At 63.8% G+C, this 19,097-nt stretch carries 22 protein-coding genes; 9 read left to right on the top strand and 13 right to left on the bottom strand.

All coding sequences use genetic code 11. The features are described from left to right. A partial coding sequence (locus DRB19_RS13830; protein ID WP_114186610.1) for an outer membrane protein occupies window positions 1–458 on the bottom strand: 458 nt, incomplete at its 3' end. Window positions 459–748: 290 nt separating this feature from the next. Between DRB19_RS13830 and DRB19_RS13825 the strand changes: the two genes are divergently transcribed. Then, complete coding sequence (locus DRB19_RS13825) at window positions 749–1,504, top strand: SDR family oxidoreductase (RefSeq protein WP_114186609.1); 756 nt, start codon at window positions 749–751, stop codon at window positions 1,502–1,504. On the opposite strand, the gene pgeF is transcribed toward DRB19_RS13825, so the two are convergent. The 3 genes from pgeF to lgt are packed head-to-tail and all read right to left on the bottom strand — an operon-like array spanning window position 1,485 to window position 4,214. Next, a complete protein-coding gene (pgeF, locus tag DRB19_RS13820; protein ID WP_114186608.1) occupies window positions 1,485–2,261 on the bottom strand; it encodes a peptidoglycan editing factor PgeF in 777 nt (258 codons plus the stop codon). The genes DRB19_RS13825 and pgeF overlap by 20 nt on opposite strands. Window positions 2,262–2,265: 4 nt before the next feature. Beyond that, the gene (locus DRB19_RS13815; RefSeq protein ID WP_114186607.1) at window positions 2,266–3,351 is read right to left on the bottom strand and encodes a class I SAM-dependent methyltransferase; all 1,086 of its coding nucleotides are present in this window, start codon (window positions 3,349–3,351) and stop codon (window positions 2,266–2,268) included. Then, window positions 3,348–4,214: a prolipoprotein diacylglyceryl transferase gene (gene lgt, locus DRB19_RS13810; RefSeq protein WP_114186606.1), complete on the bottom strand. Its 867-nt coding sequence runs from the start codon at window positions 4,212–4,214 to the stop codon at window positions 3,348–3,350. The genes DRB19_RS13815 and lgt overlap by 4 nt, the downstream gene beginning before the upstream one ends. Window positions 4,215–4,351: 137 nt before the next feature. On the opposite strand from lgt, the gene DRB19_RS13805 reads away from it, so the two are divergent. The 5 genes from DRB19_RS13805 (at window position 4,352) to DRB19_RS13785 (ending at window position 7,426) form a co-directional block, all read left to right on the top strand. Further along, window positions 4,352–4,630: an accessory factor UbiK family protein gene (locus DRB19_RS13805; protein ID WP_114186605.1), complete on the top strand. Its 279-nt coding sequence runs from the start codon at window positions 4,352–4,354 to the stop codon at window positions 4,628–4,630. 243 nt (window positions 4,631–4,873) lie between these two features. Beyond that, on the top strand, window positions 4,874–5,374 hold the full coding sequence (locus DRB19_RS13800) for a type III secretion system chaperone family protein (RefSeq protein ID WP_114186604.1): 501 nt from the start codon (window positions 4,874–4,876) through the stop codon (window positions 5,372–5,374). 71 nt (window positions 5,375–5,445) lie between these two features. Further along, a complete protein-coding gene (proC, locus tag DRB19_RS13795; RefSeq protein WP_114186603.1) occupies window positions 5,446–6,276 on the top strand; it encodes a pyrroline-5-carboxylate reductase in 831 nt (276 codons plus the stop codon). Window positions 6,277–6,340: 64 nt separating this feature from the next. Next, complete coding sequence (locus DRB19_RS13790) at window positions 6,341–7,042, top strand: TetR/AcrR family transcriptional regulator (protein WP_114186602.1); 702 nt, start codon at window positions 6,341–6,343, stop codon at window positions 7,040–7,042. Window positions 7,043–7,063: 21 nt separating this feature from the next. Continuing rightward, a complete protein-coding gene (locus tag DRB19_RS13785; RefSeq protein ID WP_114186601.1) occupies window positions 7,064–7,426 on the top strand; it encodes a tRNA-binding protein in 363 nt (120 codons plus the stop codon). 20 nt (window positions 7,427–7,446) lie between these two features. On the opposite strand, the gene DRB19_RS13780 is transcribed toward DRB19_RS13785, so the two are convergent. Genes DRB19_RS13780 through DRB19_RS13765 form a run of 4 tightly spaced genes read right to left on the bottom strand, consistent with a single transcriptional unit; the run spans window position 7,447 to window position 10,934 of the window. Beyond that, entirely contained in the window at window positions 7,447–8,244 is a 798-nt protein-coding gene (locus DRB19_RS13780; protein WP_114186600.1) for a class I SAM-dependent methyltransferase, read from the bottom strand. A 59-nt stretch (window positions 8,245–8,303) separates the two neighbouring features. After that, complete coding sequence (locus tag DRB19_RS13775; RefSeq protein WP_114186599.1) at window positions 8,304–9,662, bottom strand: ATP-binding protein; 1,359 nt, start codon at window positions 9,660–9,662, stop codon at window positions 8,304–8,306. Beyond that, entirely contained in the window at window positions 9,659–10,378 is a 720-nt protein-coding gene (locus tag DRB19_RS13770; protein WP_114186598.1) for a response regulator, read from the bottom strand. The genes DRB19_RS13775 and DRB19_RS13770 overlap by 4 nt, the downstream gene beginning before the upstream one ends. A gap of 37 nt (window positions 10,379–10,415) precedes the next feature. After that, the gene (locus tag DRB19_RS13765) at window positions 10,416–10,934 is read right to left on the bottom strand and encodes a MarR family winged helix-turn-helix transcriptional regulator (RefSeq protein WP_114186597.1); all 519 of its coding nucleotides are present in this window, start codon (window positions 10,932–10,934) and stop codon (window positions 10,416–10,418) included. 162 nt (window positions 10,935–11,096) lie between these two features. On the opposite strand from DRB19_RS13765, the gene DRB19_RS13760 reads away from it, so the two are divergent. Next, entirely contained in the window at window positions 11,097–11,990 is an 894-nt protein-coding gene (locus tag DRB19_RS13760) for a branched-chain amino acid aminotransferase (protein ID WP_114186596.1), read from the top strand. Window positions 11,991–12,130: 140 nt separating this feature from the next. Here the strand turns inward: DRB19_RS13760 and DRB19_RS13755 are convergent, their stop codons facing one another. Next, entirely contained in the window at window positions 12,131–13,378 is a 1,248-nt protein-coding gene (locus DRB19_RS13755; protein WP_114186595.1) for a Y-family DNA polymerase, read from the bottom strand. Window positions 13,379–13,678: 300 nt separating this feature from the next. On the opposite strand from DRB19_RS13755, the gene DRB19_RS13750 reads away from it, so the two are divergent. Continuing rightward, window positions 13,679–14,725: a Tim44 domain-containing protein gene (locus DRB19_RS13750; RefSeq protein ID WP_114186594.1), complete on the top strand. Its 1,047-nt coding sequence runs from the start codon at window positions 13,679–13,681 to the stop codon at window positions 14,723–14,725. Between the two features lie 82 nt (window positions 14,726–14,807). Here DRB19_RS13750 and DRB19_RS13745 read toward each other — a convergent pair whose 3' ends face one another. Continuing rightward, the gene (locus tag DRB19_RS13745; protein WP_114186593.1) at window positions 14,808–15,389 is read right to left on the bottom strand and encodes a type 1 glutamine amidotransferase domain-containing protein; all 582 of its coding nucleotides are present in this window, start codon (window positions 15,387–15,389) and stop codon (window positions 14,808–14,810) included. 134 nt (window positions 15,390–15,523) lie between these two features. Here DRB19_RS13745 and DRB19_RS13740 point away from each other — a divergent pair, with 134 nt between their 5' ends. Continuing rightward, on the top strand, window positions 15,524–15,745 hold the full coding sequence (locus tag DRB19_RS13740; protein WP_114186592.1) for a hypothetical protein: 222 nt from the start codon (window positions 15,524–15,526) through the stop codon (window positions 15,743–15,745). A gap of 10 nt (window positions 15,746–15,755) precedes the next feature. Here the strand turns inward: DRB19_RS13740 and DRB19_RS13735 are convergent, their stop codons facing one another. The 3 genes from DRB19_RS13735 to DRB19_RS13725 form a co-directional block, all read right to left on the bottom strand. Next, the gene (locus DRB19_RS13735; protein WP_114186591.1) at window positions 15,756–16,478 is read right to left on the bottom strand and encodes a metallophosphoesterase family protein; all 723 of its coding nucleotides are present in this window, start codon (window positions 16,476–16,478) and stop codon (window positions 15,756–15,758) included. Then, window positions 16,471–17,289 carry a nucleotidyltransferase family protein gene (locus DRB19_RS13730; RefSeq protein ID WP_114186590.1) on the bottom strand — a complete coding sequence of 273 codons (819 nt, stop codon included), beginning with the start codon at window positions 17,287–17,289 and terminating at the stop codon, window positions 16,471–16,473. The genes DRB19_RS13735 and DRB19_RS13730 overlap by 8 nt, the downstream gene beginning before the upstream one ends. A 184-nt stretch (window positions 17,290–17,473) precedes the next feature. Beyond that, window positions 17,474–19,060: a class I SAM-dependent methyltransferase gene (locus DRB19_RS13725; RefSeq protein ID WP_114186589.1), complete on the bottom strand. Its 1,587-nt coding sequence runs from the start codon at window positions 19,058–19,060 to the stop codon at window positions 17,474–17,476. Between the last annotated feature and the right edge of the window lie 37 nt (window positions 19,061–19,097).

Below are 19,097 nucleotides of genomic sequence, written 5' to 3'. Positions count from 1 at the left end.
GCGCGCACGGTGCCGAACCAGTCGATGCCGCCCGCGGTGCCCGCCGGCACGAAGCTGGCCGGGAAGCCGGCCGGCACAAAGGCGGTGCCGCCGCTGCCGCCGAGATCGGCCCACTGCAGGTCGGCCTCGACGCCGAACACGAACGAGCCCATCTGGTAGTTGTAGCCGATCTGGCCGCCGCCGACGAAGCCTTCGCCCTCGTCATCGGCAAACGTGATGGTGCCCGAGGCCGCCGGAGCGGTCACGAAGGTGCCGGCCGGCACGAAGATCGAGCTGTTGTTGTCGTTGTTCTGCCAGCCGTAGCCAGCGTTCACGCCAACATAGAACCCCGTCCAGGTGAAAACCGGAACAGCGGCGATCATGGGAGCGGGGGGCGCCGCGCGAACGGGAAGGTCCGCAGCCGCAGCAGCTCCGGCGAAGCCGAAGAGAGCGACGCTGGCGAGAAGAATCTTCTTCATGGTTTCTTTCCTATCGATGTCATGGCCTCCTCAAACCCAAGAACTGGGCCGAGTCAGTCGACGAAGTCTTTATAGTGCGACGGCCGCATGAGAGCTGTGACTTAACCACAACAGACCCCTCCGGGCACTGTGGCGGCAATGTGACGGCGACTTGCGTGCTGTTCCCCTTTGGCATCGCGAAACTCCCAACGCAGACATCGATTTTTTGTTCGGTTCCGGTGTCAAAAAATGTTCATTTTGCGGCAGAAGCTGCCATGCTGGAACGTCATACCGTTCAAGGGAGCGATATAATGGATCAAACTGCCCTGGTAACCGGGAGTGCTCAGCGGATCGGTCGCCGCATCGTAGAGCGCCTTGCCGATGAGCGCTATGCGGTGGCGATCCACTGCAACCGCTCGACGACGCAGGCGGATGCGCTAGCGGCATCGATCCGCCAGCAAGGGGGACGGGCCGTCGTGGTCCAGGCTGATCTTGCCGACCGTCATGCCGTGGCGTCGCTGATCGCGGCCGCTACGCGGGAGCTTGGACCCCTCAGCCTGCTCGTGAACAATGCGTCGGCCTTTGAGCCGGACGAGATCGGAAGCCTCTCGGAGGACCGATGGGACCGGCACTTCGCCATCAATCTCCGCGCGCCTGCGTTCCTGGCGCAGCATTTTGCAGGCCAGCTGCCGGAGGATCGGGTCGGTTGCATCGTCAATATCGTGGATCAGCGCGTTTGGAAGCCGACGCCGCAATTCTTTTCCTACACGCTGACGAAGGCCGCCCTATTCACGGCCACCCAGACCATGGCCCAGGCGCTTGCCCCGCGCATCCGCGTGAACGCCATCGGGCCGGGCCCGACGCTTGCCAACGAGCGCCAGGCCGAGGAAGATTTCGCCAAGCAGAGCAGATCCGTTCTTCTCGGCCGGGGCGGGACGCCTGACGAGATCGCCGAGGCGGTTCTTTATCTTGCCCGCGCGAGCAGCGTCACCGGCCAGATGATCGCCGTCGACGGAGGTCAGCATCTGGCCTGGGAAACGCCGGATGTCAGCGGGATTGCGGAGTAAGGACGATCGCGGAGATCAGACGTCCGTAATCGAGCTCGCTCCGATGGGTCGTGCGGCGATAGCTGAAGAAGCGTTCCTCGTCGGAATAGGTGCAAAGACCTGAATTCGCGAACGTCCCGATCCCGGCGGCCTCGAGGCGCATGCCGATGTAGCCGGGAAGGTCGAACATGGCGTGGCCCTCCCGTTCTCCGGGACGGAAGAACTGCTCGTTGCCGGTGTCCGTGCCCGTCAGGCGCTCGACGAAATCCGGACCGACTTCATAGGCCGCCTGGCTGATCGTCGGTCCAAGCACGGCGACGATGCTGCTGCGTCGCGCTCCAAGCCGCTCCATGGCCTCGATGGTGGATTCGAGAACTCCCGTTGCGGCCCCCCGCCACCCTGCATGCGCGGCCCCAATGACACTTGCCTGCGGGTCGGCGAAGAGCAGCGGGCCGCAATCCGCGGTCGTGATGCCAAGGGCAATGCCCGGCACCGAGGTCGCCATGCCGTCCGCTCTCGGACGCTCCCCATTCCAGGAGCCTTCGACGATCACCGCATCTGCCGAATGGACCTGGTGCACGCTGATCAGCGCCGCTGGGTCGACCTCAAGCCTCTCGGCCATTCGCCGGCGGTTTTCCGCCACCTTGCCGGGATCGTCCGACGAGCCGAGACCGCCGTTCAGCGATGCGTAGATGCCCTCTGACACCCCGCCCTGGCGTGTGAAGAACGCATGACGCAGGTTGGGAAAGGAGGCGAGTTCGGGGGCTTCGATGAACATGGCTTCAAGATCTCGCCGATGGGGAAGGGGAATGAGGCAGTCCGGGCACGCCCGCAAGGCCGTCATGGGTCAATGCTAAAACCTTGAAGAGCTCGCCCATTCCTTTTGGCCCGCGTTCCGTCAGGCGCGCAAGGGCGTTGTCGATGTCGGCGGCTTGCGCCGCAGTGGCGCGTTGCTTGAGACGCTCGGCGCGCGCCCCGATGCCGAGGGCTTCAAGGAAGTTGCCCTGGGTCGCCAAGCCATGAACGAGAACGTTCTCTTCCAAGGCGGCCTGCGCCAGCGCCTGAAAATCCACATGCGTCGTCAGATCCGCCTCGCCGGGCTCCGCCAATGGATCCGCATAGGCATGGCCCTTCAACGCCTGCAGGGTGTCGCCGAAGGCTGGACCCCAATAGCCGTAATCGATGATCAACGCTGCGCCGGTATCCCGCCCAAGGCGCCGTGAGAGCGTTCTCACCAGGTCGATAGACCCTAGAGGCAATTCGAGGATGTCGCCCAGGCGCAGCGGGCTCTTGAGACCCCTTTCCGGCTCGGAGCGAAGGCCGAAGATCAGGCTATCCTGCTCGACGCCGACGAGCCGTTCGCACCAGCCGCGATCGGTCGCGACGAACTGGCGGACCGGAAGTGCATCGAAGAACTCGTTTGCGACGACCAGGGCGGGGCCGGCAGGCACGTCTTCGATCCGATCGTGCCATTCGACACGAGCGCCGGATGCGGCCAGGGCCGACTGTTGCCGTTCGCGGAGGGCGGGGCTCGTCTCCACCAGATGCACCGTGACGGCCGAGAGGAAATCGGGCAGGAGGCGGGCCGAGCGCAGGAGGTCGGCCATCAGGGTGCCGCGGCCCGGCCCCAGTTCGATCAGGCGAACGGCTGGGGGGCGGCCCATGGCGTGCCAGACCTCCAGCATCCACAGACCGATCAGCTCCCCGAACATTTGGCTGATCTCGGGCGCGGTGGTGAAGTCGCCCGCTGCCCCGAGCGGGTCGCGGGTCGCGTAGTAGTGCGTCTGGCAGAGGCTCATGTAGCGCTCCACCGTGATCGGCCCCTCATGGGCGATCATCTCCCGAACCCTGCTCGGAAACGGGATCATGCCGCCTCGGCCGCAACGGAGGGCCGTGTGTAGCCGCGCGCCGCGATCCAGATGGCCGCCGCTCCGACGAGAGCCATGGGAACGGACAGCAGCATGCCCATGGTGATGCCGCCGCCCAAGGCCCCGACCGAGGAGCCGAACAGGAACCCGAGCTGCGCATCCGGTTCGCGGAAGAACTCGCAGACGATGCGCGCAACCGCGTAGCCCAGCACGAAAATGCCCCCGAGAAGTCCCGGGCGGCGGAAGCCGAAGCGGCGGACCGCAATGGCCATGACGATGAAAAGGATCAGTCCTTCCCCAAAGGCTTCATAGAGCTGGCTCGGGTGACGGGGTACGGGTCCCGCATGGGGAAACACGACCGCGTAGGGAAAATCGGGCGCAGGTCGGCCCCATAATTCGCCGTTGATGAAATTGGCGATGCGCCCGAAGAACAGGCCGATGGGGGTAACCACCGCCGCCATGTCGAGCATCGCCAAGGGATTGAGATTGCGCGCCCGTGCAAAGAGCACGATCGCCAGAACCGCCCCGGCAAAGCCCCCGTGAAACGACATCCCGCCGCGCCACACGGCAAGGATCTCCAGGGGCTGGGACAGGTAGGCCCCGAAATTGTAGAACAGCACGTATCCCAGCCGCCCTCCCAGGACGACGCCAAAAGCCACCCAGACGATCAGGTCGTCGATGTCGAGCGGCTTCGGCTGGCGCAGGCCGGCCCAATCGTCGGCCCGGGCGGCCAGGCGCTTGGCGTAGCACCAGCCGCCCAGGAGCCCGACCACATAGGCCAAGGCATACCAGCGGATGGCGAAGGGGCCGATGCTGACGGCAACCGGATCGATCATGGGAAAGGAAAGGGCGGCAAGAGGCATCGGCGGGCCTTATGTAACGACGCTGCCATTGGACTGCCGAGGCCCGGATCGTCAACCCTGTTGCAGTTTGCCCGGAATGTCTCCACATGTGACCAGCCGAGGCTGTTGCCTTCTCCTTTTCGATTGCGGATGCACCCATGACTCAGTCTTCCAACCGGATTTTCGACGAAATCGCTCGCTTGGCGACCGATGCGGCTGGCGCGGCGCAGGGAGTTCGCCGGGAGGTTGAGACCGTCATGCGGACCCAGATCGAACGGCTCATCAAGGACATGGACGTCGCCACCCGCGAAGAGGTGGACGTGCTGCGCGACATGGTGGTCGCGGCCCGTGAGGAGAACGAGCGCCTCGAGGCCAGGCTCAAGGCTCTCGAGGCGAAACTGGGTACTTCCCCCGAGGCTCCTCCCGCGTCGGCCTGATGGGACGGGTCGCACTACCTCCTCAGGCTTGGACGCCTGTTGTGGACAGGGCATACCGACGCATTGTGGCTCAGCTCAAAATCTAAGACTGTCGATTCATGAACTGATTCGCGGTCGGGACGGAAAAAGCTGCTGAATACTGAATCTATTCAGCGCTCAAGCCCGCTTCTTGCCTGAATCAACCTAAAGGTAATTGCCGAAATATGTTCTAATATTTCAGGCGCCGGGGCTCCTTGGATCGATATGCCACAGCTTCACATCGACATTGACCGCATGGAACACCCGCTCGATGTGGTCGAGCGGCTCGCGTCCTCGCGGCACTGGATTTTCGACCGCGCGGAGACAGACGAGATGTCCGTTTCCGTCGACGGACGCTGGGCGGATTACCACGTGGCCTTCACGTGGATCGAGGACGTGGAGGCGCTGCATGTAGCCTGCGCCTTCGACATCAAGGTCCCTGAGCGCCGGAGGACGGAAGTCCTTCAGCTGATCTCGCGCATCAACGAGCAGCTCTGGGTCGGGCATTTCGATCTCTGGAGTTCGGAGAACGTGGTGATGTTCCGCCATGCCCTGCTGCTGGCCGGCGGCGCCGACCCGACCCACGGGCAATGCGAGACCATGCTGCGGGTGTCGGTGGAAGCGTGCGAGCGGTATTTCCAGGCGTTCCAGTTCGTGATCTGGGCCGGAAAGTCAGCCCGCGAGGCGCTGGACAGCGTCCTGTTCGAAACTGAAGGCGAGGCCTGAACCACGCCTCGACACGACGTGGCGAAGATGGATAGAGTGCGGCCCTCCCATTCCATCCCGGCCAGGTTCCCATGCCCACACACGCTCAGCATCTCCCGTCGTCGCTCATCCTCGTTGGTGCAGGGAAAATGGGAGGTTCCATGCTGGAGGGCTGGCTCGCCGTCGGCATGTCGCCTCAGGGGGTGACCGTCATCGATCCGCGCCCCTCCGAGGCGATGACGCGCCTGTGCAACGAGCGCGGGATCGCCCTTAATCCAACCAATCCTCCGGCTGCTCCCGAGGTGCTCGTGCTCGGCATCAAGCCGCAAGGCCTCGAAGAGGCAGCGCCCCAGGTGAACGCCCTTCTGGGGCCGCAGACCGTCGTCGTGTCGATTCTCGCAGGCAAGACCATCGACAATCTGCGCAGCCGGATGCCGGCCGCGACCGCCATCGTGCGCACCATACCGAACCTGCCGGCCAGCATCGGGCGCGGCGCGACCGGCGCGGCGTCCAGCCCCGAGGTCACCGAGGCGCAGCGGCTGATAACGGATGCCCTGCTGCGCAGCAACGGCGTGGTCGAGTGGGTCGCGTCCGAGGATCTGATCGACGCCGTGACGGGCCTGTCGGGCTCCGGCCCGGCCTATGTGTTCCACCTCGTGGAATGCCTTGCGGAAGCGGGCGCGGCGGCCGGGCTGCCGGCGGATCTCGCCCAGCGCCTGGCGCGCGCCACGGTCGCGGGTGCCGGGGAGTTGCTGCACCAGAGCGACCTGCCGCCGGAAACGCTCCGGCAGAACGTCACCTCGCCGGGCGGCACGACGGCTGCGGCCCTCCAGGTTCTCATGGCCGAGCCCAACAGCCTCAAGGCGCTCATGCGGGAGGCAGTGGCTGCGGCAAAGCATCGTGCGGAGGAACTGTCCGGCTGACAGGCATGTTCCTGGACCAGCGGGCTTCTAGATAAGCTCCCAAGGATTTGCTCAGGAGACTGCCATGCCGGCCGCGAAAACACCCGACAAACGCAAGGCGATCGTCGACGCGCTCATGGATCTCGCCTCGAAGAGACCCTGGAACGAGATCGAAATCGGAGACATCGCGCAGGCGGCGAACGTGTCCCTGGCGGAGTTCCGTGATCTCTTCCCGTCAAAGGGAGCCGTGCTTGGCGCGCTCTCGCGCCAGATCGACCAACAAGTGCTGGAGGGAACGACCGAGGATCTGGCCGGGGAGCCGGCGCGGGAGCGCGTCTTCGACGTCATGATGCGCCGGTTCGATGCCCTGGCGCCCTATAAGGAAGCGCTGCGCCGGATCAGCCAGGACCTGCAATACGACCTGGGTTCGCTTGCGGCCCTCAACCAGGTCGCTCTCAACTCCCAGCGCTTCATGCTAGCCGCAGCGGGAATCTCCACGGAGGGGCCGCTCGGCAATCTCAAGCTCCAAGGAGCGGTGCTCGTCTATGCGAACACCATGCGCACATGGCTTGAAGACGACGACCCGGCGCTTGCCCGGACCATGGCGCGGCTTGATCGTGAGTTGCGCCGGGGCGAGCGCATCCTCGAGCAGGCCGAGGATGTTCGCCGCCTGACCGCGCCGCTCAGGGCTGTCGGCCGCGCCTTCATGGGAAGCCGCCGACCGGCGAGACGGGACAGGCGGCGCTCCGAGGACGGGGACATCGAGAACCCTGCAGCCACGATCTGAGCTGCGGGTCAAGGGGGCACCATGGATCAGAAGACCAATTCCTCAACGCCTCAGATCGTGTTCGACGATTTTCTGAAGGTGGATATCCGCGTCGGACGCATCGTCTCCGCCGAGGCCTTTCCGCAGGCGCGCAAGCCGGCTTTCAAGCTGACGATCGACTTCGGGCCGGAGCTCGGCATCAAGCGCTCATCGGCGCAGATCACGGTGAACCACACCTTGGAAGACCTCGTCGGAACGCAGGTGCTTGCCGTCGTGAATTTTCCGCCGCGCCAGATCGGACCCTTCATGTCGGAGGTTCTGACGCTCGGGGTGCCGGATGAGAACGGTGAGGTCATGCTCATCCGCCCCGATCGGGACGTCCCGATCGGCGGGCGGCTTTACTAGAGCCCGATCCAAATCCTTCTTCAGTCCTTGCGGCCGCGCACGGCCCATGCCCGCGCGACGAGATGAATGCTTCCATCCGGCCGTGTGGGCAGGGACGAGCGAAGGCGCTCGCGCAGCGTGGCGCGGCCTTCTTCGTCCAGAGACATGCAATAGCGTGGAGCCGGCGCCTGCCCACCGAGGAACGGGGTCCAGTAATCGTCGAAGTCGCGAAAGACCGTAGGGATGTCGATGGCGCGGGTTTCTACACCCTTGAAATCTGCGCCTTCGAAAAGCCGTTGCAGCGGTTCCGGCTTGCAGATTGGGGATTTGCGTCCCTCATCGAGTTCGCGGGCGCTCGAATCCAACGCGATGGCCGCATCCCAGAAATGGCGCATGATCTCCATTCGGCCGGCATAATCCCATACATAGAGCGCGACCTCGCTACCGGGACGCGCAACGCGCCATAACTCGGCGGCCGCACGCTCCTTGTTGGGCACGAAATTGAGCACGAGGCCGGACACCACGCGGTCGAACTCGGAGGGGCCGAAGGGCAGGTCCTGAGCGTCTGCCTGCCGCAGCTCGGCGCGATCCTGCAGGCGCTGGCGGGCGAAGGCGAGAAAGCCTTCCGACGGGTCGATGCCCGCAAGGCGCTTCGGCGCGTTGCTCTCGGCAATCGCCTCCGTCATGGCTCCCGTGCCGCATCCCACGTCAAGCCAATCGAGCCCGTCCGGCGGATCGAGCCAGCCGAGGAATTCTCTCGCCACCACTCGGCTCCAGCGGCCCACATAGGGCTCATAGACGTCCCCGCTCGCCCAAAGTTTTGTCGCGCTCCCCGCCATGGCTGTCGCCTCCCGAGTCGGCTGCTCGGGTTCGAAGCTATTAAGCCTTCTGGGCTAAATCAGGCCGGCAGACGCACGGTCGCGCGCAGACCGCCCAGGGGACTGTCCCCCAGGGTGATGTCGCCCCCATGGGAGCGGGCGATGTCGCGGGCGATGGCGAGGCCAAGCCCCGAGCCGCCCTCGTCCTGGTTGCGCGCTTCGTCGAGGCGCACGAAGGGCTTGAAGACCTCCTCGCGCATCTCGGCGGGAATCCCCGGCCCGTCGTCATCCACGTTGAGCACCAGCCAGCGGGTCTCGTGATTGGCAGATATCTCGATGCGATCACCGTGCCGCGCGGCATTCGCCACCAAGTTGAAGAGCAGGCGGCGGAACGCATCGGGACGGACAGTGATGATTGGATCGCCGACCACGTCGAGGGACATGGCATGTCCCTGCCGTTCCGCGTCCGACTGCACCTCTTCGAGCAGCAGCCGCAGATCCGTTTCCACCGCGTGCTCGCCCATATCACCGCGCGCGAAGGCCAGATAGCCCTCGAGCATCCGGCTCATCTCATCCACGTCGCGCTTGAGATCCTCGACCTCGGCGGTCTGGTCGAGGAACACGAGCGAGAGCTTGAACCGCGTGAGGATGGTGCGCAGATCGTGGCTGACCCCGTTCAGCATCGTGGTGCGCTGCTCCATGTTGCGCTCGATGCGGCGCTTCATTTCGAGGAACGCGTGGCCCGCCTGGCGCACTTCACGCGCGCCACGGGGGCGAAACTCGATTTCGCGTCCCTTGCCGAGCGCTTCCGCGGCCTCCGACAGGTGCAGGATCGGCCTGATCTGGTTGCGCAGGAACAGGATCGCGATGCCGAGGAGCACGAACGACGAGCCGCCCATCCAGACCAGGAAGATATGGGAGTTCGACGCATAGGTCTGGCTACGGCGAGCCAGAACGCGCATGACCTGGTTTTGATCGAGCTTGATGCGGATTTCCACATAGTTGGATCGCCCCACCGTATCCATCCAATAGGGGCGGTCCACCTGACGGCGCAGTTCGTCGGAGAGCGCCTCGTCGAGGATCGAGAAGAAGGGCTTCGGCCCTGGCGGTGGCAGATCCGTGTCGTGGAGAATGTCCACATCGAGCTGCAGGCGCTCGGACGCGATGCGCGACAGCTTCGTCGCGTCCCGGTCCTGGGGATAATTCTCGTAGATGTCGATGAGGGCCGCGACATCCGCCGTCACGGCGGATGACAGGCGACGGGTCACGAGCTGCCAGTGCCGTTCCATGAACACATAGGCGACGATCGATTGCAGCAGCACGACAGGCGCGATGATGATGATCAGGGAACGGGCGTAGAGGCCCTTGGGCAAGCCCTTGCCGAGCCGGCGCAAGACCCAGTCGACAGGAGAACGTTTCAGGGCCCTGTTGAGCTTCATCTGTCGACAACGAGGCGGTAGCCGATACCGCGCACCGTCTGCAGGAAAACCGGATTGGCCGGATCGACCTCGATCTTGCGGCGCAGGCGGTTGATCTGAACGTCCACCGTGCGCTCGTTGGCGGCCACGCCGTTGCCGGAAAGCTCTTCGCGCGGAACGTTGTCTCCGGCCCGCGAGCCGAGAAGCGTCAGGATCTCCCGCTCCCTTTCGGTAATGCGCACGATATCGTCCTCGCGCCGCAGCTCGCCCCGGTCGAAGCGGTAGGAGAAGGGGCCGAAATGTATGACGTCGGGAACGTCCCCGTTGGCGGGCCCGGTCGCTGGAACCGTCCGCTTCAGGATGTTGCCAAGACGGAGAAGGAGTTCCCGCGGCTCGAAGGGTTTCGACAGATAGTCGTCTGCGCCTATTTCGAGGCCGGTCACCCTGTCCGCCGCGTCGGAGCGGGCAGTGAGCATGAGGATCGGCACCTGGGAGGTCTGGCGCAGGCTTCGGGCATAGTCGAAGCCGGTCTCGCCCGGCATCATCACGTCGAGGACCAGGGCGTCGAACAGGAAGCTTTCCGCCTTCGCCCGCGCCTCCGCGGCGCTGGCCGCGGTGGTCACCCGATACCCGGCTTCCGTGAGGAAGCGCGCCAGGAGATCCCGCAGGCGGCGGTCGTCGTCCACCACAAGCACGTGAGGGGCGTGGTCCGGGATATCGATGCGTGGGGCTTCCATCAGGCTCGGCGCTTTTGACTATGGGGTTCCTGCCTTATCAGGTTTTTCCGTCTCCGAACACGAGGCGCTCCACATGGGCCCGGTCATCCGGGTCGATGAGGCGCAGGAGATAGCCGCTCACGTGTTTCTTGCCGTCTGGATCAAGTTCGGACAGGGCCCGCATGATGCGCCGGGTCTGGAGCTTGGCGAGCTTGAGTGCTAGGTCATGGCCTTGGGCCGTGGCGAAGAGCAGCCGCTGGCGCCGGTCGGAGGTGCCGGTGCGGCTTTCGATGAAATCCTTCTCGATCAGCTCCTTGAGCACCCGGTTGAGGCTCTGCTTGGTGATCTTCAGGATGTCGAGGAGTTCAGCGATAGTCAGGCCCGGCTGCCGGTCGACGAAATGCAGGACCCGGTGGTGCGCCCGCCCGAACCCATACTCGTCGAGGATGCGGTCGGGATCGCTGACGAAGTCCCGATAAGCGAAGAAGAAAAGCTCGATCAGGTCATAGGCCGGCAGCTCGGCCAGAACATCCTTGCCAAGCCTGTCAGGTCTGAAAGCCGGAATCGCGTCTGGCACCGTTCCTCATCCAATTTTATGTCAGCCTTGTTGACATATCTCAGGCCGATCGTTACTCGTCAAGGCGCTTCCGTGAAATGAATGAAACTCAAATCGCATGGTTGCGCACTGGAAATTTCACGATCCCGGTGAGCCACAAGGTCGAATCACAAGGAGAATACGATGTCCGCGACCCCCTTCGATCAACGTGATGGATGGATCTGGTACGACGGACAGATCGTACCCTGGAAAGATGCGCAGCTCCATGTGCTCTCCCACGGCCTGCACTACGGTTCAAGCGTGTTCGAGGGAGAGCGCGCCTATGGGGGCGAGATCTTCAAGTCGACCGAACATTCGGAGCGCCTGAAGAAGTCGGCCGAGATCCTCGATTTCGAGATCCCGTATTCGGTGGCCGAGATCGATGCGGCCAAGCGTTTGGTTCTGGAAAAAAACGGCCTGAAGGACGCTTATCTTCGTCCGGTGGCCTGGCGCGGTTCCGAGATGATGGGCGTTGCGGCTCAGGCCAACAAGATCCATCTGGCGATCGCTTCCTGGGAGTGGCCGAGCTACTTCGATCCGGCCCAGAAGATGAAGGGCATCCGTGTCGACATGGCCGAGTATCGCCGGCCCGACCCGGCAACGGCGCCCTCCGCCGCCAAGGCGGCGGGCCTCTACATGATCTGCACGATCTCCAAGCATAAGGCGGAGCGGAAGGGCTATGCGGACGCGCTCATGCTCGACTGGCAGGGCCGCGTGGCCGAGTGCACAGGCGCGAACGTATTCTTTATCCGGGATGGCATCGTGCATACGCCGGTCGCCGACTGCTTCCTGGACGGCATCACCCGCCGGACGGTGATCGACCTCGCCAAGCGTCGCGGGTTCGAAGTTGCCGAGCGCCGGATCATGCCGGAGGAACTCGCGTCCTTCAACGAATGCTTCATCACCGGAACGGCCGCCGAAGTAACGCCCGTGGCCGAAATCGGCCCCCACACCTTCCAGCCCGGCAACATGACCAAGGTGCTGATGGAGGATTACATGGCCGAGGTGCAGCCCAAGAACGCCCAGGCTGCCGCCTAAATCTCACCGGCCTATTTCTCATACCGGCCGACGTAGAGGCCTTTCATGGCAGGCATTCCGACGAGATCGGAGTGCCTGCCTTCTTGATTTTGCGAGGCGTCGTCTCCGGCGAGAGAGGGCTTCCGCATTCGCATGATGGTCTAGAAGTCCTCCGCGTCAGGGATGCGGTTGAAGGCGATCTTCGCCCCCGCGTAGCCGCCGGGAATATGGGTCCACGGCCCCCAATGCAGCAGCCTGCGCCCGTGATGGGTGTTGAGCCTGTCGACTAGCACGGAGAGAGATTCCAGCCTGCGCCTGACCTGCGCTTCCGGGGTGTCACCGAACAGGTCCTCTTCGATATCCTTGAGCGGCACCAGATCGTGCAGGGTGACATGGACGCTGCGGCTCGGGCCGCGCGGCAGTTCTCGCTCCGCATGGCGAAAGAGGCCCGCCAAGCTCGCCAGCAGGGACGGGTCGTCCCAGGTGGGCTGGAAGCGTTCCTCGGCGTACCAGCCCGCGCTCTGCCGGTCGGTCAGCCACAGGGCCAGGGCGCGGGCCGAAAACCCAGCCCGCCGCATGCGGCTCGCCGCTTTCGCCAGAAGCATCCGGGCGCACGCATAGGCTCCGCCCAGATGCCGCCAGTCGGCCGGCAGCACCCGCCCATGCCCGAACATCCGCCGCTGGGTCTCGGGCCTCTCCACGGCATAACCATGCAGCCCCATCCAGAGCCTCTCCCCCTCGACGCTTCCCCATAGGCGGCGCAGCTCCTTGGGCTGGATTCGCCAAAGCGCCGCCATATCGGCGATCCCCGCGCGGGCAAGGCGCGCCGCATTTCCCTTGGCGATGCCCGGAACGTCCGAGAGGGACAGGGAAAGGAGCGGTCCCGGTAAGGAATCCGGATGGAGAGCCACGAGTCCGTCAGGCTTTTCCATCTCGGCCGCGATCTTGGCCAGGAGCTCGTTGGGCCCCAGGCCCATGGAGCAGGTGAGGGTAGGGCCGATCTCACTTGTGATAGCGGCTTTCACCCGTTGGGCCACCGTCACGGCCTCGGTTTGTTCGGATGGCAGCAGCGCGCAGACCATTTCATCGATCGAGCAGACGGCTTTGACGGGCAGGACCGTCTCGATGGCCGCGATGATGGCGCGGTGGAGGTTCACATAGAGCTCATGCCGGGCGGTCACGAGAATGAGGGCGGGGCAGAGGCGACGCGCGTCCCGGACGAATGTGCCCCGCTTGATGCCGAGAGCTTTCGCTTCGCGGCTGGCCGCGATCAGGCCCGTGTGCTCGGAAGCAATAGGAATGACACCAACGGGCCTGCCGCGAAGCCGCGGTTGAAGATGCTGCTCGGCGCTGGCGAAAAACGAGTCGAAATCCACATAGAGGCGCTCAAGACCGCTTGGCTTCCGCACATTTCTGTCCCTCTCATTCTTGAACAAAACAGGAACATGGCCAGGTTAGCCTGTCGAGGCGCGGATCTGTGGATAACGGGGATGAGCGCAGGGATTCAGAGACAAATTTCTCTTATTGGACAGATGGTCAGCCTGTTTGTTCTCATAGGAGAACAGGCTGGGAACGATAGGTGTTCAGCCCATTCGTGGGAGCCATTCAGGGCGGTTGCTCGTTGACCGAAGCGGAACCCCTTTTGCAATAGCCAATTCCTTCCCACATAAGGGTTAGGGAGCGCTTTGCTCCGTGGGATGAGTGAAACGATGATGAAAATTGCTTCTCGCCGAAGCCGCGTCATGATCGCCCTGGCGGCCGCTTTGGTCTTTGCCGGAAGCGCGGCCGAGGCCCGGGTCGGCCGGGGAGGGGGTAGCTTCGGATCGCGCGGCGCGCGCACCTGGAGCGCCCCGCCGAGCACGAACACGGCACCCGGAACGGCAGCGCCAATTCAGCGCTCCCAGGTTCCGAACCAAGGCCCGACCATGAACCGTCCAGGCATGCCGGCTCCCAACGTCGCCCAGCCGCGGCGTTTCGGCTTCGGCACCGGCCTCATGGCAGGTCTTTTCGGCGCGGGCCTGCTCGGCTTGCTGATGGGCAATGGCTTCTTCGGCGGCCTCGCGGGGCTGGGATCGGTGCTGGGGCTTCTTCTCCAGATCGGCTTGGTCGTTCTGCTGGTCAGCTTCGCCCTCAAGTGGTTCCGCAGGCGCCAGCAGCAGCCGTCCTACGCGGGTGCCGGTCAAGGCTATGCCCGTTCCATGCCGGGCGCTGATCCCCAGCCGTCCGGCGGACTGGGCGGCGGTCTTGGCGGCCTCGGCGCAGGCGGTGCCCGCGCGGGCGGTCTCGGAGGCGCATTGGGTGGTCTAGGCGGCCTCGGACAGGGGTTGCGGCGTCGCCCAGGGGTTCGCGATGAGATCGGAATCGGAGAGCAGGACTTTGCTGCCTTCGAGCGGTCCCTGGGCGAGGTTCAGGATGCCTATTCGCGCGGCGATGTCGCCACGCTCTGGACGCTGGCGACGCCGGAGATGGCCGGCTACATGCAGGAAGAGCTCAATGAGAATTCCGAGCGTGGCGTCGTCAACAAGGTCTCGAATGTCCGCCTCCTCCAGGGCGACCTGGCCGAGGCATGGCGGGAAGGCGGCACCGATTACGCCACCGTCGCCATGCGCTACTCCCTGACCGATACCACGGTCGATAAGGCCACGGGCCGGGTCGTGGAGGGCGATCCGACGAACCCGGTCGAAGCCACTGAACTCTGGACGTTCCGGAGGGACCAGGGCGGGGACTGGAAGCTTTCGGCGGTCCAGCAGAGCTAACGTCGAAAATCTCGACAAACATGAAAGCGGCCGGTGATAAACCGGCCGCTTTTTTATTGGGTCACGTTGGATGCGCGCAAGCCTACTCGGCCGCCATGCGTCGGCCCGAATGGATGCCCTCGCGCACCTCCTCGATGATCTTGGCCACGAACGCCTCCAGGTCTCCCGGATTGCGGCTGGTGATGAGGCCCTTGTCGGTGACCACCGTCTCGTCGCGCCACTCGCCGCCTGCGTTGATCACATCGGTCTTGATCGAATGGTACGAGGTGCACTTCCGGCCCTCGATGATTCCCGCCTCGATAAGAAGCCAGGGCGCATGACAGATCGCCGCGACGGTCTTGCCGGACGAATAGAACGCACGAACGATTTCGATCGCCCTGGGCTCGACCCGCAGCTTATCCGGGTTGATCTGACCACCCGGGAGCACGAGCGCGTCGTACTCGTCCGGGTTCACGTCTTCGAGATCCTTGTCGACCGAGACCGTCTTGCCCCAGTCGGTTTTATCCCAGCCGTAGATCTTGCCGGATTTCATGCGCGATTTCGGAGCGGCGACTTCAACGCTGGCTCCGGCTTCCGACAGCTTCTCCTGCGGAACCATCAGCTCCGACTGCTCGAAGCCGTCCGTGGCCATGATAAGGATTTTGGCCTGTGTGATGTCAGGCATGGCGTTCTCCATTTTGTCAGGGGTTGGTTGAGGAACGGAGATGCGGGCGCGAGGTTCCTCACCGGACGGAAGCCGGAACCACCCAAGGGCACCTCGGTTGACCTTCTAACAGTCGAAGCGAGCAGGACATGAGGATGGTCAATCCAGGCCTACCAACGAACGAGCCGCTTCCGGGCGGCAACATTCCGAGTGACGTTCCTCCGGCCCCACCGCCGGACGAGACGCCCGATATCGGCCCAACCGGCCCGAGATCGCCCTATCCGGTCAACGATCCCGGCATCACCGATCCGACGGGGCCTGGATCGGAGCCCGATTATCTGCCGGGCAATCCGACGGATCCAGGTACGCGCTTCTGACGTCCGGCCGTCAGATCTCCAGGATGCCGTAGGGCTTTCCGCCGGGCTTCTCGATGTGCCGGGCCACGTTGTAAACCGGCTGGCCGCCGGGCGTGCGCCCTTCGTACCGGCCTCGATGAGCATGGCCGTGCACGATGGCGCTGACCTGGAAGCGATCGATGGTTTCCGCAAGACGCGACGAGCCTAGAAACGGATAGATCTCAAGCGGCTCGCTCTCGATCGTGTCCGTCACGGGCGCATAGTGCAGGATGACGACCGATCGCTTCGCCTTGACCTGTCGCATTGCGTTTTCGAGCCGCAGGGTTTCGTTCATGGCTTCACCGACGAACTGCTTGATGGCGGGTTCGCCGAAGGAGCCGAGCATGCGCCGTCCGAACCCGCCCGCGAAGCCTTTGACGCCCACGAAACCAACGCCGTCGATCTCGCAGGACTGACCGTCGAGAACGCGCATCCCGGCATCGCGAAGGATATGTGCCACCTCTTCGTGCGCGCCGCATTCGTAATCGTGATTCCCGAGCACGCCGATGACCGGAATCGAGCAGGCTTTGAGATCCTGCGCGAGGAGCTCTGCTTCCTTCGGCTTGCCAAGATCGGTCAAATCGCCCGCCAGCACGAGGACATCCGCTTCCCGGGAGATCTCGCCGAACAGGTCGCGATAGGACGACTCGTTGTCCTCGCGGACATGGAGGTCGCCCATCGCCGCGACCCGCATCGGTTTACTCGGTTCAGTCATTCCGCCATTCACCTTCGCCGCCCACATCGGCGAAGCCCCATTGCTTGACGTCGATTTCGTAATCCACACGGGAGAACATGCGCCCCCGGCAAACCTTCATCTGCGGAGGCGGCAGATCGAGCTGCTTCGCTAGACGGTCGAGAAGTTCATCCATCACCCAACGCGGAACGTTGTCCCGCTCGGTGGGGTAGATCCAGCGGAAGTTGAGAAGGTGCATCAGCAGCACTTCCCAGTGAACTTCCATGTAGGCCAGAAGCTGGTGCCAGTCGATTTCGTTGTGGGCTTTGAGAATGGTGTGAGCCACGTCCGCGCCGTCGTAGCGGTGGCGGAGCTGAATGAAGCACTTGGACCAGACCAGCTCGGTCGGTCCCACGATGCGCACGGGCGACCCGAAGACCTCGATCTGCCGCGCATTCCTGAACCATCTGTCGCCGATGGGCATCGTCCCGTTGGACGACGCGAAAATCACGTCGAAGAAGTACTGCCCCTTGAAGACCTTGCCGAGCCAGCGGTCATCTTCGATCTCGACCGCATAGCCCAGGTTCTTGAAGTGCGACAGGACGCGGGTGTAATCCCCGGCCTTGCAGAAGATGTCGAGATCCTTCGTCGGACGCGTAATGCCCGTATAGGCCGATAGAGCGTATGTGCCCGCGAGCAGGTACGGGAGGCCAAGCTGGTTCAGCTCGCGAAGGGCTTCCGCATAAAAAGCCTCGGATTCAGGGTATTTGAGGGTCGGTTCAGCCTTCGCCTCGAGGACCGGAATGGCCGGATCGATGCCGCTGGAGGAGAACTCTGGATTGGGAACCGTCATCAGCCTTGTCCGAAGCGTGGCCACCTATGCCCGCGTTCGACAACAGAATGGGCGGTAATGAAGTTCCTTTCCGACTCGAAGGCCGGCTGAAAGAAATAACCTGATCCTCGGATCGATCTGGGGATCGGGTTCGGATGCGGCGCATCGTTCTGGCGGGAGGCCGGCCGGTTTTGTGCGCGGTGCGCTAGGCGCTTCTCAGCCGCTGTTCCTTTGAGGCCACCATGGCAGCGGCGCCCACCGGGATCCCGAGATTACGCCATATGGGCTTGGTCTGCTCCTCGAAGCGCGAGACGCTGTGGCCGATCTCGGCGAGGTTCTCGTCTTCCGTCACCAGGGTTTGCCCGTCCTTCACCATCCTGTGACCGGCTTTGGACAGGGTGTTCCAGACGGAACGACAGACGTTCTTCTCGCCGTTGCGCTCAGCGAGCCAGATGAGCTGCGCGATCCGCTCCGCGTGAATACCGCTTCCGGTGGCGCTTGATGCGAAATAGTTGAGTTTGCCCTCATGGCGGGCCTGCTCGGCGATGGCCATGTTGAAGCGTTCGACTTGGATCTGACGCTCGGCAGCTCCTTCCTTGGGCAGGCATGGATGGCAGGACCCATGTCCAACGAGATAGTGGATGCCGCGCAGCAACTCGCCCGGGGTGAGCTTTGAGAGACCAGGGTCGCCCAACGCCTCCCGGAGCGAGCGCGGTCCGTGCTCGAAGCTCGACACCAGGGCCGCATGAAGCTCCGGGTTGATGCTGACCGCGCTTCGGACGCCTTCGACCTTCGTGGGAACATTGGCGCTGGTGACCGTAAGGGCGAAGCGCAGGTCCAGGCTCTGTTCCAGAGCGGCGGCTTTCGAGAGCCGGACCGGGCCCTTGACGAAGATATCGCGGCGGAAATGCTGGTTGACGATATGGTCGCGAACGGTCTGGCGGAATTCGACGTTCTCGATCTCCGCCAGAAGCTGCGTCTGCTCGGGGGTGAGATGCAGCTCATCGGCCGTCTCGAGGGCGTTTGCCGGACCGACCCAGGTCAGCTTCGCCTCCGCGAGTTCCTGCGCCACGTCCATGAAGTAGAATGGATCGGAGTTGTCGTTGAAGTACTCGTGCGCGATGTACTTCTTGTCCTTCGTCGTCAGGTCCTCCACACGGGCCATCACGTTCGGATGCTGGGCAAAATACTTAGCCCCCAGGCCGCCGAGACGTTTCGCGAAATCAAGGGACGAGGAGATGGCGGCTGCCCGCGACCGGGCCCCCAGGCTGGCGGCGTGTTCCAGCAGGAGGCGCCGGAGCGGCATCAGGGAGCTCCAGCCTGGCATGGTGTTGTAGGAGATGTAGACGATGCCGCCCGGCTTCAGCTTCCTGCAGATGAATTCGACGATAGCCTGCCGGTTCTCCGGCGAGATCCAGCTGTAGATTCCGTGAAGGGTGATGAAGTCGAATTCCGGAAGGTCTTTCCTGTCCAGGAACTCGACGAAGCTGTTATCGGCAAAGTGGACGTTTCGGAGTTTCGCCGATTGAGCCAGGCTTCTCGCGCCGGCGATGTGGCTCGGATTGAAGTCGGTGGCGTAGAACTGGATCTGCGGGTTGGCGGCCGCCAGGAGATTTGTCGTCAGTCCCTGACCGCATCCGAGCTCGCAGTAGGTCAGCAGTTCGCCGCCAAGACCCGGCGGCTGCAGACCCTGCATGAGACACAGATAGGCGAGGTGGGTAGGGCTCTGCTCCCGATAAAAGCCGTGGGTGTACTCCACGTCCACCACATAGCCCGATGTCCATTCCGCCATAGCCGTGCCCCAAGGTCTTCATGTTTGTTCACGGGCG

Source organism: Microvirga aerophila (genome assembly GCF_003332305.1).
Lineage (GTDB): Bacteria > Pseudomonadota > Alphaproteobacteria > Rhizobiales > Beijerinckiaceae > Microvirga > Microvirga aerophila.
This window is presented reverse-complemented; position numbering and strand designations above follow the sequence as displayed.

Bases quoted from the DNA above. Each gene is read 5' to 3' on its own strand.
- DRB19_RS13800 (WP_114186604.1), top strand. From the start codon at position 4,874: ATGCCACAGCTTCACATCGACATTGACCGCATGGAACACCCGCTCGAT.
- DRB19_RS13740 (WP_114186592.1), top strand. From the start codon at position 15,524: ATGGTCAATCCAGGCCTACCAACGAACGAGCCGCTTCCGGGCGGCAAC.
- proC (WP_114186603.1), top strand. From the start codon at position 5,446: ATGCCCACACACGCTCAGCATCTCCCGTCGTCGCTCATCCTCGTTGGT.
- DRB19_RS13780 (WP_114186600.1), bottom strand. From the start codon at position 8,244: ATGGCGGGGAGCGCGACAAAACTTTGGGCGAGCGGGGACGTCTATGAG.
- DRB19_RS13750 (WP_114186594.1), top strand. From the start codon at position 13,679: ATGATGAAAATTGCTTCTCGCCGAAGCCGCGTCATGATCGCCCTGGCG.
- DRB19_RS13760 (WP_114186596.1), top strand. From the start codon at position 11,097: ATGTCCGCGACCCCCTTCGATCAACGTGATGGATGGATCTGGTACGAC.
- DRB19_RS13775 (WP_114186599.1), bottom strand. From the start codon at position 9,662: ATGAAGCTCAACAGGGCCCTGAAACGTTCTCCTGTCGACTGGGTCTTG.
- pgeF (WP_114186608.1), bottom strand. From the start codon at position 2,261: ATGTTCATCGAAGCCCCCGAACTCGCCTCCTTTCCCAACCTGCGTCAT.
- DRB19_RS13785 (WP_114186601.1), top strand. From the start codon at position 7,064: ATGGATCAGAAGACCAATTCCTCAACGCCTCAGATCGTGTTCGACGAT.
- DRB19_RS13770 (WP_114186598.1), bottom strand. From the start codon at position 10,378: ATGGAAGCCCCACGCATCGATATCCCGGACCACGCCCCTCACGTGCTT.
- DRB19_RS13725 (WP_114186589.1), bottom strand. From the start codon at position 19,060: ATGGCGGAATGGACATCGGGCTATGTGGTGGACGTGGAGTACACCCAC.
- DRB19_RS13825 (WP_114186609.1), top strand. From the start codon at position 749: ATGGATCAAACTGCCCTGGTAACCGGGAGTGCTCAGCGGATCGGTCGC.
- DRB19_RS13815 (WP_114186607.1), bottom strand. From the start codon at position 3,351: ATGATCCCGTTTCCGAGCAGGGTTCGGGAGATGATCGCCCATGAGGGG.
- DRB19_RS13735 (WP_114186591.1), bottom strand. From the start codon at position 16,478: ATGACTGAACCGAGTAAACCGATGCGGGTCGCGGCGATGGGCGACCTC.
- DRB19_RS13805 (WP_114186605.1), top strand. From the start codon at position 4,352: ATGACTCAGTCTTCCAACCGGATTTTCGACGAAATCGCTCGCTTGGCG.
- lgt (WP_114186606.1), bottom strand. From the start codon at position 4,214: ATGCCTCTTGCCGCCCTTTCCTTTCCCATGATCGATCCGGTTGCCGTC.
- DRB19_RS13730 (WP_114186590.1), bottom strand. From the start codon at position 17,289: ATGACGGTTCCCAATCCAGAGTTCTCCTCCAGCGGCATCGATCCGGCC.
- DRB19_RS13790 (WP_114186602.1), top strand. From the start codon at position 6,341: ATGCCGGCCGCGAAAACACCCGACAAACGCAAGGCGATCGTCGACGCG.
- DRB19_RS13745 (WP_114186593.1), bottom strand. From the start codon at position 15,389: ATGCCTGACATCACACAGGCCAAAATCCTTATCATGGCCACGGACGGC.